This is a genomic window from Streptomyces sp. NPDC058001, from assembly GCF_042886315.1.
GTDB lineage: Bacteria > Actinomycetota > Actinomycetes > Streptomycetales > Streptomycetaceae > Streptomyces.
In genome coordinates this window covers 439880-453523 of the sequence record NZ_JBHVQT010000002.1, presented here as the reverse complement: position 1 = coordinate 453523, position 13644 = coordinate 439880, and the positions used below count along the sequence as shown (strand labels likewise).

The 13644-nt window shown below is 68.8% G+C and carries 10 protein-coding genes; all 10 read right to left on the bottom strand.

Features of this window, described 5'->3' with window-relative positions:
• Entirely contained in the window at positions 1–1551 is a 1551-nt protein-coding gene (locus ACFVT5_RS05445) for a CHAD domain-containing protein (protein ID WP_389881662.1), read from the bottom strand.
• Between the two features lie 92 nt (positions 1552–1643).
• A complete protein-coding gene (gene rodA, locus ACFVT5_RS05440; protein WP_389881660.1) occupies positions 1644–2843 on the bottom strand; it encodes a rod shape-determining protein RodA in 1200 nt (399 codons plus the stop codon).
• Positions 2843–5023 (bottom strand): penicillin-binding protein 2, encoded by a 2181-nt coding sequence (gene mrdA, locus ACFVT5_RS05435; protein ID WP_389881658.1) that lies wholly within the window; start codon positions 5021–5023, stop codon positions 2843–2845. The genes rodA and mrdA overlap by 1 nt, the downstream gene beginning before the upstream one ends.
• Positions 5024–5135: 112 nt before the next feature.
• Entirely contained in the window at positions 5136–5837 is a 702-nt protein-coding gene (mreD, locus tag ACFVT5_RS05430; RefSeq protein WP_389881656.1) for a rod shape-determining protein MreD, read from the bottom strand.
• A gap of 11 nt (positions 5838–5848) precedes the next feature.
• A complete protein-coding gene (mreC, locus tag ACFVT5_RS05425; RefSeq protein ID WP_389881654.1) occupies positions 5849–6796 on the bottom strand; it encodes a rod shape-determining protein MreC in 948 nt (315 codons plus the stop codon).
• A gap of 187 nt (positions 6797–6983) precedes the next feature.
• Positions 6984–8003: a rod shape-determining protein gene (locus ACFVT5_RS05420; RefSeq protein WP_389882086.1), complete on the bottom strand. Its 1020-nt coding sequence runs from the start codon at positions 8001–8003 to the stop codon at positions 6984–6986.
• A gap of 271 nt (positions 8004–8274) precedes the next feature.
• Positions 8275–8688 carry a nucleoside-diphosphate kinase gene (gene ndk, locus ACFVT5_RS05415; RefSeq protein ID WP_389881652.1) on the bottom strand — a complete coding sequence of 138 codons (414 nt, stop codon included), beginning with the start codon at positions 8686–8688 and terminating at the stop codon, positions 8275–8277.
• 133 nt (positions 8689–8821) lie between these two features.
• Positions 8822–9208, bottom strand: coding sequence for a DUF4233 domain-containing protein (locus ACFVT5_RS05410; protein ID WP_389881650.1), 387 nt, complete (start codon positions 9206–9208; stop codon positions 8822–8824).
• Between the two features lie 3 nt (positions 9209–9211).
• Complete coding sequence (locus tag ACFVT5_RS05405) at positions 9212–10726, bottom strand: bifunctional folylpolyglutamate synthase/dihydrofolate synthase (RefSeq protein WP_389881648.1); 1515 nt, start codon at positions 10724–10726, stop codon at positions 9212–9214.
• Between the two features lie 174 nt (positions 10727–10900).
• Complete coding sequence (locus ACFVT5_RS05400) at positions 10901–13525, bottom strand: valine--tRNA ligase (RefSeq protein WP_389881646.1); 2625 nt, start codon at positions 13523–13525, stop codon at positions 10901–10903.
• Positions 13526–13644: the final 119 nt, after the last annotated feature.

Sequence of the window (13644 nt, the reverse complement as noted above, 5' to 3'; positions counted from 1 at the left end):
CTAACGTGTCCTGCGGACCTCCCGGCTCCAGCGCTCGACGGTCTCCCACGTCTCGGGGAGGGCCTCCTCGCACCAGTACGCACGCTGCTCCTCGCGCCCGTAGAGGACGCCGTAGGTGAAGGCGCTCTCGCCGGCGGCTTGGGCCTGGGTGGCCAGGTCGCGCAGGGCGAGCCGGGTCATGACGCTGTCCTGGTGGTCGCCGAGCAGGCTCTGGAGGGTCTTCATCGAGCGCACGAGGTCCTTGGCGGGGTCGCCCAGGAGTCCGACCGCGACCTCCGCCGCGTACCGCACGCGCTTGGTCTTCTTACGGGCCTCGTGCAGGGCGACGTCGCGGTCGGTGCCGGGGGGCGTGTCGAGGGCGTGCAGGACCAGGTCGGACAGGGTGCCGAAGTCCCGGCGCAGGGCCTTGCCGATCACCGGGCGCGGTTCCTTGGCGGCGGCCTCGCGCAGCGGCGGGTCGGAGATGACGGCGTCCAGTGTGTCCAGGAGGGTGAGGTACCGCTTCGAGTCGAGTACGGCGATGAGGCGGCGCCGGGATCCGCCGCTGCGGGCGTGCGCCCAGGTGCGCAGCCGGGTGCGGACCGGTCCGGCGAGCAGGGTGCGGGGCAGCTTGTCGAGGTGGGTGGTGAGCCGTTCGGTGAGGACTTCCTGGTCGCGGTCGACGCCGAGTTCCCCGGCGAGCCACTTCAGCTCGTCGCCGATCGGGTCGGTGACCGCGCGGTCGAGTACCTGGCGGTACGAGCGGAAGACGCTGCGCGTCCGGCGGGTCGCGACCCGCATCTGGTGCACCGAGTCCGGTGCGTCGCCGCGCACGGCGGGGTCGAGGGCGACGACGGCGTCCCGCTGCGTACGGAGGTAGGCGAGGACGCATTCGCCCGCGGTACCGGACTCGGGGGCGCCCTTCGCGTGCTTCTTGGACTTGCCGGACTTCTTGCCCAGGGGGGCGGGTTCCGGCGCCGTCTCCGCGAGGGCCCTGGCGAGCTTCGACGGGGACGCCGCGCGGCGCAGCCCCGCCTTGCGGAGCTTCTTCTCGACCTTGTCGAGGAAGGCCGGGTCCCCGTCGTCCGCGAGTTCCACCTCGATCTCGGTCCACGCGGCGGTGCCGCCCCCGGTGGTGAGCCGTTCGGCGCGTACGGCGTCGACGCTGACCTCGGCGAGCAGCGCGCCGTCGGCGTCGAGCAGGTGGCGGACCTCGCGGGCGGACAGCAGCCGGACGACGGGGGCGAGTGCGGCGTCGCGGATCCGGGACCGGACGAGCCCGGTCAGCACACGGGGAACGGTGTCCGACAGCGGCGCCCGGATCTCGTCGCGCACTCCTTCGGCGACGGGGAGCTTGAGGTGCCAGCCCGCGTCGCTGCCGCCGGTGCGGCGCCGGAGGGTGATGGAGGCGGCGGCGAGCCGTTGGTCGACGGTGTCGTAGTAGACGGCGTCGAGTTCGGACAGGCCCCGTTCGGCGACCTCCGCGACCCCGGTCACCGAGGTGAGATCCGGCACCCCGTCACGGTCGCCGGCCTCGTACTTCCGTTCGATCTCCCGCTTTGTGTCCGCCATAGACCGACATTAGTCGCGAATCCCAGGCTTGGGCAGCCCCACGCACACCCGCGTGCGCCGCGAGGAGCATGGGGAGCTACGCAACCCCCCGGTCAGGCCGAAAGTGGTCGCTGAACCCTGATCGACTGGAGTAGCCCGATCGCCACCCAGACCGCGAACATCGACGAACCTCCGTAGGACACGAAGGGCAGGGGCAGGCCCGCGACCGGCATGATGCCGAGGGTCATTCCGATGTTCTCGAAGGACTGGAACGCGAACCAGGCGATGATGCCGGCGGCGACGATCGTGCCGTACAGCTCCGTGGTCTCGCGGGCGATACGGCAGGCCCGCCAGAGGATGACGCCGAGCAGCAGGACGATGAGTCCGGCGCCGAGGAAGCCGAGTTCCTCACCCGCGACGGTGAAGACGAAGTCGGTCTGCTGTTCGGGGACGAACTGGCCCGTGGTCTGGGAGCCCTTGAACAGGCCCGTCCCGGAGAGTCCGCCGGAACCGATGGCGATCCGGGCCTGGTTGGTGTTGTAGCCGACGCCCGCGGGGTCGAGGTTGGGGTTGGCGAAGGCCGCGAAGCGGTTGATCTGGTACTCGTCCAGGATGTGCAGTTGCCATACGGCGACGGCGCCGATCGCGCCGGTGCCGAGCAGCCCGAACACCCAGCGGTTGGACGCGCCGGAGGCGAGCAGCACGCCGAGCACGATCACCGCCATCACCATGACGGAGCCCAGGTCGGGCATCAGCATGACGATCAGGATGGGGATGGCGGCCAGGCCGAGCGCCTGGACGACGGTGCGGTGGTCCGGATGGTCGCGGTCGCCCGCGTCGACCCGGGCCGCGAGCAGCATCGCCATCCCCAGGATGATCGTGACCTTCACGAACTCGGAGGGCTGGAGCGAGAATCCGCCGCCGACGACGATCCACGCGTGGGCGCCGTTGATGGTCGCGCCGAGCGGGGTCAGCACCATCAGCACCAGGAACACCGAGAGGCCGTAGAGGATCGGCACGGCGGTGCGCAGGGTGCGGTGGCCGATCCAGACCGTGCCGATCATCAGGGCGAGCCCGATCCCGCTGTTCAGCAGATGCCGGAACAGGAAGTAGTACGGGTCGCCCTGGTTCAGTTCGGTGCGGTTGCGGGTCGCCGAGTAGACGAGGGCGGATCCGATCAGGGAGAGCGCGACGGCCGACAGGAGTATCGGCCAGTCGAGCCTGCGGACCATCGAGTCACGGGCGAGCAGCCGGGACACCGTGGACCGCTTGGGCCCGTACCCGGAGACGGAGAAACCGTTCGAACCGGCCATCAGTCCCGCCTCCCCAGGGCGGGCGTGCCCGCCGGTCCCGCCAACTGCTGCTGATCCGCGGGCTCGTCCTGCTTGGGGTCGTACGGCTCGATCTTGGGCGCGTCGATGGAACCGTCGCCCTGGATCTTCGGCAGGCCCTTCTGCGGGTTGGGCAGCAGGGCCTTCTGGGCGTCGATCTTGCCGTCCTGGCTGACGCCGTACAGCGCGTCGTACATCTTGCGCACGGCGGGTCCGGAGGCGCCGGAGCCCGTACCACCCTGGGCGATCGTCATGACGATCGTGTATTCCTCGGTGTAGGTCGCGAACCATGAGGTGGTCTGCTTGCCGTAGACCTCCGCGGTACCCGTCTTGGCGTGCATCGGGATCTTGTCCTGCGGCCAGCCGCCGAATCGCCAGGCGGCCGTACCGCGGGTCGCGACTCCCGCGAGGGCACCGTCTATCTCGTCGCGGGTCTTCTTCGTCATCGGCAGCTTGCCGTGCGACTTGGGGGCGATCTCCTTGACGGTCTTGCCGTCGGGGCTGACGACCGCCTTGCCGAGGGTGGGGTTGTAGAGGGTCCCGCCGTTGGAGATGGCGCTGTAGATGGTGGCCATCTGGATCGGTGTGACGAGGGTGTCGCCCTGGCCGATCGCGTAGTTGACGGAGTCACCGGCGCGCAGCAGATTGCCTTCGAGGCAGTTCTCGTAGCTCAGCTTCTGGACGTAGTCGCCGTCCCTCTTGCCGGTCTTGCACCAGGCGTCCTTGTTGGCCTTCCAGAACGACTGCTTCCACTGGCGGTCCGGGATGCGTCCGGTGACCTCGTTGGGGAGGTCGATGCCGGTCTCCTTGCCGAGGCCGAACTGGTGGGCCGTCTTGTAGAACCAGTCCGCCGGGTCCTTCTTGGGCTTGATGCCGCCGTCCTTCTTCCACTCGTCATGCGAGAGCCGGTAGAAGACGGTGTCGCAGGAGACCTCCAGGGCCTGGCCGAGGCTGATCGGGCCGTATCCCTTGGACTCGTAGTTCTTGAAGACCTGGTTGCCGACGGAGTACGAGCTGGAGCAGTCGTAGCGCCCGTCGAAGGGGTAGCCGGCGTTGACGGCGGCCGTCGTCGGGATCACCTTGAAGATGGAGCCCGGGGCCGCCTGGCCCTGGATCGCCCGGTTCAGCAGCGGGTAGTTGGACGTCTTGCCGGTCAGGTTGGCGTAGTCCTTGCCGGAGATCCCGCCGACCCAGGCGTTCGGGTCGTACGACGGGTTGGACGCCATCGCGACGACCCGGCCGGTCTTGGACTCCATGATGACGACGGCGCCGGAGTCGGCCTTGTAGTTCTCGTTGGTGTTCTTGTCGAACTCCTTGCGGGCCTGCTTCAGCGCCTCGTTCAGCTCGTACTCGGCGACCCGCTGCACGCGCGCGTCGATGCTGGTGACGACATTGGCGCCGGGCTCGGTCTTGTCGCTCTTGGCCTGGCCGATGACGCGGCCGAGGTTGTCCACCTCGTAGCGCGTGACGCCGGCCTTGCCGCGCAGCTCCTTGTCGTACTCCCGCTCAAGACCGCTGCGGCCGACCTGGTCGGAGCGCAGATACGGCGACGCGGTGTCCTTGGCCTTCGCGATCTCGTTGTCGGTGACGGGCGAGAGATAGCCCAGCACCTGCGCGGTGTTGGCCTCACCGGGCGCGGTGTAGCGGCGTACGGCGGTGGGTTCGGCGGTGATGCCGGGGAAGTCCTCGGAGCGCTCCCGGATCTGGAGGGCCTGCTTGGGCGTGGCCTCGTCGGTGATCGGGATGGGCTGGTACGGGGAGCCGTTCCAGCAGGGCTGCGGGGTCTTGGAGTCGCACAGCCGGACCTTGTCGATGACTACCTTGGGCTTCACCCCGAGGACGGCGGCCAGCTTGGTGAGGACGCCTTTGCCGTCGTCCCTCATCTTCATCAGGTCGGTGCGTGAGGCGGAGACGACGAGTCGGGTCTCGTTGTCGGCGAGCGGGACTCCGCGCGCGTCGAGGATCGAGCCGCGCACGGCGGGCTGGACGACCTGTTGCACATGGTTGCCGGACGCCTCTTTGGCGTATTCGTCGCCGTTGCGGATCTGGAGGTACCAGAGGCGTCCGCCGAGGGTGAGCAGGAGTGAGACGACGAGTACCTGGATGACGACGAGCCGGATCTGGACCCGGGGCGTGCGCCCGGTCTCAGGAATGTTGGTCACTGTTGCCTCCCCTCAGTCGGTGCCGAAGCCGGTGCCGGTGCGAAAGCCGATGCCGGTGCCGGAACCGGTGGTGAAGCCGGTGCCTCTTGCCATGCGATGTGGAGCCCCCCGTTCACAGCCGCTTGACCCCCTTGAGCCCCTTGATGCGTGCGGTCTTGGCCACCTTGACCCGGCCGGCCCTGGCCACCCGGGCCTTGGCCAATTTGCCGCGCAGTCCGCCGCGCTGGTCGCCGATGCGCAGTCCGGTGCCCGACGACAGCCAGCCGGCCGCCACATCGCTCTTCGCGGCGGCGTTGGTCTCGGCGAGCGGATCGTTGTCGACGCGTCTGGCGAGGGCGATGATGAACGGCACCGTGAACGGCGCGAGCAGCAGATCGTAGAGCGCGGCCGTGAACAGCAGGCTGACGAGCCCCACATGACGCGCCGCGGTGTCGCCGACGAGGGCGCCGACGCCCGCGTACAGCAGGGTCGAGCCGATGGCGGCGCCGACCACGACGAGCATCGGGCCCACGACGGACTGGAGCCGTCCGTTCTCCGGCTTGGCCAGGCCCGCGAGATAGCCGATGACGCAGAGCACGAGCGCGTACCGTCCGGCCGCGTGGTCGGCGGGCGGGGCGAGGTCGGCGAGGAGTCCGGCGCCGAAGCCGACGAGGGCGCCACCCACATGGCCGTAGACAAGGGCGAGTCCGAGGACGGTGAGCAGCAGAAGGTCGGGTACGGCCCCGGGCAGTTGCAGGCGGGCGAGGACGCTCACCTGGATGACCAGGGCGGCCACCACCAGGGTGCTGGAGAGCAGCATCCGGTTCAAACGCATGGGTCCAGCTCCTACTGCTCTTGAGGCTGGCCGGCCTGGCCGGGCGCCTGCGCGGACGGGGTGACCGTGACGGTCACGGTCGGCGTGGGCGTGGCCTTGGGGGCGGGCGGGAGCACCGCGTCGCGCGGGTCCTCGCGCGGCGCCTCGACGACGACGCCGACGATGTCCAGCTTGGTGAAGCCGACAAAGGGCTGCACATAGATCGTGCGGGTCAGATCGCCGCCGGAGGGGTCGACACGCGTGACGATCCCGACGGGAACACCGGGCACGAACGGCTTGTCGGCCTCGGAGCCGAAGGTGACCAGCCGGTCGCCCTTCTCCACCTTGGCCTTGCCGTTGAGCAACTGCACGCGCAGCGGGCGGTCGCCGCCGCCGGACGCGAAGCCGAGTTCGTCGGTCTTCTCCATCCGGGTGCCTACGGTGAAGTCGGGGTCGTTGGCGAGCAGCACGGTGGAGGTGCTGGGGCCGACCGTGGTGATCCGCCCGACGAGTCCGTCGCCGTTCAGGACGGTCATGTCGCGCTTGATGCCGTCCTTGGCCCCGGCGTCGATGGTGACGGTCCAGGAGAAGCCCTGGGCCGCTCCTATGCCGATGACCTCGGCGCCTTTGATGCCGTACTGTCCGGCGCCCGCGGTCTTCAGCATGGTGTCGAGCTGGCGCACCCTGCTGCGGTTGCGGTCGTCGCTGCCGAGCTTCGCCTTCAACGCGGCGTTGTCCCGCTCCAACTGGGCGATGCGGTTGTGCCGTTCGCCGGAGTCCCGGACCGCTCCGATGGCGTTGCCGACCGGGTTGACGGCGGTCGATACGCCGTTCTCCACCGGTCCGAACACGGTGGCGGCGGCCTTACGGGCACCGTCGACCGGTGAGTCCTGGCCTCCGCGGATGTCCACCGTGATCAATGCGAACGCGATGGCGATCAGCAGCACCAGGAGCAGCCGGCTCTCTCGTGTGTCCCTCACGTGCGACGGCCGTGCCTTCCTCGTCGGAATTGTTTGGGGCTTATGCCTCTATATCAACGATCCGCCGCACAGGAAGGCACATGCCCCGTACGGCGGATGAAGGGCGCGTGTCGTGGAGGAAAGCAGTGACTTCCCTCCGAACCGCCGCCGGTCCCGGGGTCGGTACGGAACGGCACGCGCCCTCACGTCATCTGCGCGGGGATGCGTCCAGAACCTGCTGGAGCGCTTCGAATTCCTCGACGCATTTGCCGGAGCCGATGGCGACCGAGTCGAGTGGGTCCTCGGCGATATGGATCGGCATACCGGTCTCACGGCGCAACCGCTCGTCGAGACCGCGCAGCAGTGCGCCGCCGCCGGTGAGGACGATGCCGCGGTCCATGACGTCACCGGACAGTTCGGGCGGGCATTTGTCGAGGGTCGTCTTCACGGCGTCGACGATCGCGTTGACCGGTTCTTCGATGGCCTTGCGGACTTCGGCGGCGGAGATGACCACGGTCTTGGGCAGCCCTGACACGAGGTCACGGCCACGAATCTCGGTGTGTTCGTCGGAGTCGAGATCGTACGCGGAGCCGATCGTGATCTTGATCTGTTCGGCGGTGCGCTCGCCCAGCAGAAGGCTGTACTCCTTCTTGATGTGCTGGATGATCGCATTGTCCAGTTCGTCGCCCGCGACGCGGATCGACTGTGCTGTGACGATTCCGCCGAGGGAGATGACCGCGACCTCCGTCGTACCGCCGCCGATGTCCACGACCATGTTGCCGGTGGCCTCGTGGACCGGAAGTCCGGAGCCGATGGCCGCGGCCATGGGCTCCTCGATGATGTGCACCCGGCGCGCGCCGGCCTGTGTGGACGCCTCGATGACCGCACGGCGCTCAACGCCGGTGATACCGGAGGGCACACAGACCACCACACGCGGACGTGCGAGATACCGCCGCTTGTGGATCTTCAGAATGAAGTAGCGGAGCATCCGCTCGGTGATCTCGAAGTCGGCGATCACGCCGTCCTTCAGCGGTCGCACGGCCACGATGTTGCCCGGCGTGCGCCCGATCATCTTCTTCGCTTCGGCGCCGACCGCGAGAATGCCACCGGTGTTGGTGTTGATCGCGACGACGGACGGCTCGTTGAGAACGATCCCCCGGCCTCTGACGTACACCAGCGTGTTGGCGGTCCCGAGGTCGACAGCCATGTCACGGCCGATGAACGACATAGTGTTCCCCATGAGGATGCGTCTGGCCTTCCCAAGTGGAGCTTTTGATGGCTTTTCAGGTAGGCGAGTGAGTGCTGTGTGGCGTGAAGGCTTCCATCGTAGTCTCGCCTGCACGGACACGGCGCGAGGGTCTTCGCCATTGTCATCAGATGAATCGCCGCCCCGCTAATGGGGACGTGCCGATGGGGGCATGCGTTCCCCCGATCGGCGCGCATATGCCGAAGAGCGGCCGGATTTCTTCGGCCGCCCCTGATCGGAAGTGCGTACCGGGTCAGACCAGTCCGGGGAAGAAAATCTTCAGTTCCCGCTCGGCGGATTCCTCGGAATCGGATGCGTGGATCAGGTTCTCACGGGTGATCGTGCCGAAGTCGCCGCGGATCGAGCCGGGCGCCGCGGTGATCGGGTCGGTGGGTCCGGCCAGTTGGCGGACACCCTCGATGACGCGCTCACCCTCGACGACCATCGCGACGACGGGTCCGGACTGCATGAACTCCATCAGCGGCTCGTAGAAGGGGCGGCCGACGTGCTCGGCGTAGTGCTGCTCCAGCGTGGCGCGGTCGAGGGTACGCAGTTCCAGCGCGGTGATCCGCCAGCCGGCCTTGCGCTCGACGCGGCCGACGATCTCGCCGACCAGGCCCCGGCGGACCGTGTCGGGCTTGAGCAGGACGAGGGTGCGCTGGCTCACGGTGGTGGCTCCTTCGATCACAAGGGGTACGGCACAAAGGGATACGGCACAAAGCGGTACGACACACGGTGTGCGGGGTGTCCGGCACACGGTGTGCGGGGCTCAGAGGCTACAGGGCCCGGCGGGACGTTCGTCACACAGCGTCAGGCCCTGGGGCCGGTCCGGGCGGTACCGTCGCGCTCTCCTCGGCGGCCCGTTCGGCGAACCGGGCCTTGGCCTCGTCGATCTGCCGGCCGAAGCGCACCGACGCCCACCACAGGGCCGCGAAACACGCGCCCAGGAGGAACATCATCGGGACGACGAACCCGCTCGCGATCAGCGCGATCTGCAGCGCCCAGCCGAGCGGGACGCCACCGGGCCGGGTGATCACTCCGCACAGCAGGACACAGAGCAGCATGGCGATCCCGCTGACCGTCCAGACGGTCCCGGTGGACAGATCGGGGTCCTTCATCGCCACCAGCCCGGCGAACCCGATGACGAAGAACTCCCCGATCAGCGTCGAAGCACACAGCGTCCGCACCGGTCAGCGCCTCCCCAGGAGCAGTCGGGCCTCGCCGACGGTGATGACGGAACCGGTGACGAGCACGCCCGCGCCGCTGAACTCGGCCTCCTCCTCGGAGAGGGTGATGGCCGCCTCGATAGCGTCGTCCAGGCGCGGTTCGACCTGGACCCGGTCCTCGCCGAACACCTCCACGGCGACCGCGGCCAACTCGTCCGCGTCCATCGCCCGGTGGCTGGAGTTCTGGGTGACGACGACCTCGTTGAAGATCGGCTCGAAGGCTTCGAGGATGCCGCGCACGTTCTTGTCGGCACTCGCGCCGACGACACCGATCAACCGGCTGAAGCCGAACGCCTCACTCATCGCCTCGGCGGTCGCGCGCGCTCCCGCCGGGTTGTGCGCCGCGTCCAGGACGACGGTCGGCGAGCGGCGTACGACCTCCATACGGCCCGGTGAGGCGACCGAGGCGAACGCCTTGCGGACCGTCTCGCCGTCGAGCCGCCGGGCGTGGCCCGCGCCGACACCGAAGAACGCCTCGACGGCGGCGAGCGCCACGGCGGCGTTGTGTGCCTGGTAGGCGCCGTGCAGCGGGAGGAACAGCTCGTCGTACTCTCCGCCGAGCCCGCGCAGGGTCAGCAGTTGGCCGCCGACGGCGACCTGGCGGCTGACGACGCCGAACTCCAGGCCCTCGCGGGCGACCGTCGCGTCCACCTCGACGGCCTTCTTGAGCAGCACCTGCGCGGCGTCCACCGGCTGCTGCGCCAGGATCACGGTCGCGCCCTGCTTGACGATGCCGGCCTTCTCGGTGGCGATCTCGCCGGGCGTGGTGCCGAGCCGGTCGGTGTGGTCCAGGTCGATCGAGGTGACCACGGCGACACCGCCGTCGATCACGTTCGTCGCGTCCCAGGTGCCGCCCATGCCGACCTCGACCACGGCGACATCGACGGGCGCGTCCGCGAAGGCCGCGTACGCCATACCCGTGAGCACCTCGAAGAACGACAGCCGGAAATCCTGCTGCCCGTCGACCAACTCGACGTACGGCTGGATGTCCCGGTACGTGTCGATGAACCGCTCCGGCGCGATCGGGGCGCCGTCGAGGCTGATCCGCTCGGTGATCGACTGCACATGCGGCGAGGTGTACCGCCCGGTGCGCAGGTCGAAGGCGCCGAGCAGGGCCTCGATCATGCGGGCCGTGGACGTCTTGCCGTTGGTCCCGGTGATGTGGATCGACGGATACGCGCGCTGGGGGTCGCCCATGATGTCCATCAGCGCGGAGATCCGGGTGACCGAGGGCTCCAGCTTGGTCTCACCCCAGCGCGTCGCCAGCTCGGTCTCGACCTCGCGCAACGCCCGGTCCACCTCGGGGTCGGCGGGCCGCGCCGGCACCTCGGATCCGGACGGTCCGCCTTGCGTCCGGAGGGTTCGGCTGCCCGCCTCGATCACGGCGAGATCGGGGTCGCGCTCGGTCTCGGCGTCCACGATGTCGTCGAACAACTCAAGCGGATCACGTTCCGGCTCACCGGGAGGGTACTCACTCACCCCCTCAGTCTACGGAGCCAAACAGACCGAGCCTGCCGCGGGCAGGCGCCCACCATCCCCACCTGGCTGTGGGCAGGCGTTCCGCAGGGCGATGGGGGTACCTCCCGGTCGAGCGAAGCCGAGAGTGGGGGAGGGTGGGCACAGCCCACAGCGGACGGTCAGCCGGACAACAACCTAAGCCGAGGGCAACCGATCAAGCTGCACCTGAATCCGGGCAATATCTTCGTCAGCCTTCACCAGACGCCCACGAATTTTCGCGACCACAGGTTCCGGGGCTTTAGCCAAAAACGCCTCGTTCCCCAACTTCCCCACCGCCTGAGCCTTCTCCTTCTCGGCCGCCGCAAGATCCTTGGCGAGCCGCTTCCGCTCGGCCTCCACATCGATCGTCCCGGAGAGATCGAGCGCCACCTCCACCCCGGACACGGGCAGCGTCGCGGTGGCCGCGAACCCCTCCCCCTCGGGCTGAAGCCGCAGCAACTGCCGAATCGCGGCCTCGTGCGGCGCGAGCGCGGACCCGCCGAGCGAGAGCCGCGCCGGCACCCGCTGCCCCGGCTGAAGCCCCTGCTCGGCACGGAACCGCCGCACCTCGGTGATCACCGACTGAAGGGTCCCGATCTCCCGCTCGGCGGCCTCGTCCCGGAACCCGGAGTCGGTGGGCCACTCGGCGATCACCACGGACTCGCCCCCGGTGAGGGTGGTCCACAGGGTCTCGGTCACGAACGGCACGATCGGGTGCAGCAGGCGCAGCGTGACGTCGAGGACCTCACCGAGCACCCGCCCGGACACCTTGGCCGCCTCGCCGCCGCCCATGAAGGTGGTCTTGGACAGCTCCACGTACCAGTCGAAGACCTCGTCCCAGGCGAAGTGGAACAGCGCGTCGGAGAGCTTCGCGAACTGGTAGTCGTCGTAGAGGGCGTCGACCTCGGCGACGGTCGCGTTCAGCCGGGACAGGATCCACCGGTCCGTCGGGGACAGCTTCTCGGCGGGCGGCAGCTCGCCCTCGACGGTGGCGCCGTTCATCAGCGCGAACCGGGTGGCGTTCCAGATCTTGTTGGCGAAGTTACGGGACCCCTGGACCCAGTCCTCGCCGATCGGCACGTCCACGCCGGGGTTGGCGCCGCGCGCGAGCGTGAAGCGGAGGGCGTCGGAGCCGTACTTGTCCATCCAGTCCAGCGGGTTGACCGCGTTGCCGAAGGACTTCGACATCTTCTTGCCGAACTGGTCCCGGACCATGCCGTGCAGGGCGATGGTGTGGAACGGCGGGGTGCCGTCCATCGCGTAGAGGCCGAACATCATCATGCGGGCGACCCAGAAGAACAGGATGTCGTAGCCGGTGACGAGGACGGAGTTCGGGTAGAACTTCGCGAGGCTGTCGGTCTGTTCGGGCCAGCCGAGGGTGGAGAAGGGCCACAGCCCTGACGAGAACCAGGTGTCGAGGACGTCGCTGTCCTGCGTCCAGCCCTCGCCGGTGGGCACCTCGTCGTCGGGTCCGACGCAGACGACCTCGCCGTTCGGCCCATACCAGACGGGGATGCGGTGGCCCCACCACAACTGCCGTGAGATGCACCAGTCGTGGAGGTTGTCGACCCAGTCGAAGTACCGCTTCTCCATCTCCTGCGGGTGGATCGTGACGCGCCCGTCGCGGACCGCGTCACCGGCGGCCTTCGCGAGCGGGCCGACCTTGACCCACCACTGGAGGGACAGCCGCGGCTCGATGGTGGTCTTGCAGCGCGAGCAGTGGCCCACGGAGTGCGCGTACGGGCGCTTCTCGGCGACGATCCGGCCCTCGGCGCGCAGGGCGCCGACGATGGCGCTGCGGGCCTCCAGGCGGTCCAGGCCCTGGAAGGGGCCGGGGACGGTGATGACGGCGTGCTCGTCCATCATGGTGATGGCGGGCAGGTCGTGGCGCCGGCCGATCTCGAAGTCGTTCGGGTCGTGCGCGGGCGTCACCTTGACGGCGCCGGTGCCGAACTCGGGGTCCACGTGGGTGTCGGCGACGACGGGGATGGACCGGTTGGTGAGGGGCAGCCGGATGGTGCGTCCGATGAGGTGCTTGTACCGCTCGTCGTCGGGGTGCACGGCGACGGCGGTGTCACCGAGCATGGTCTCGGCGCGGGTGGTGGCGACGACGATGGACTCGTCCCCGTCGCCGTACCGCATCGACACCAGTTCGCCGTCGTCGTCCTGGTACTCGACCTCGATGTCCGAGATGGCGGTCAGACAGCGGGGGCACCAGTTGATGATGCGTTCGGCGCGGTAGATCAGCTCGTCGTCGTAGAGCTTCTTGAAGATGGTCTGGACGGACTGGGAGAGGCCCTCGTCCATGGTGAACCGCTCGCGGGACCAGGCGACGCCGTCGCCGAGGCGGCGCATCTGGCCGGAGATCTGGCCGCCGGACTCGCCCTTCCACTGCCACACGCGCTCGACGAACGCCTCGCGCCCGAGGTCGTGCCGGGACTTGCCCTCCTTGCCCAGCTCGCGCTCGACGACGTTCTGCGTGGCGATGCCGGCGTGGTCCATGCCGGGCTGCCACAGCGTCTCGTAGCCCTGCATACGCTTGCGGCGGGTGAGGGCGTCGATGAGGGTGTGCTCGAAGGCGTGCCCGAGGTGCAGGCTGCCGGTGACGTTCGGCGGCGGGATGACGACGGTGAACGGCGGCTTGTCGCTCTTCGCGTCGGCCTCGAAGTAACCGCGCTCCACCCAGCGCTCGTACAGCTTCCCCTCTACCTCGGCCGGCGCGTACTGGGTCGGCAGTTCGGTGGTGGTCGCTGGGTTCTGCTGCTGAGTGTTCTCGGTCACGGGGGTCAGTTTAGGGGCGTCACGGTCGTGTACTGAAACCAGCGGGTTTCGTAACGGTGGGAGCCCCGCCGGTCCGTCCGCGCGGCCGTTGGGCCAGGATGTCAGAAACGCATAAACAT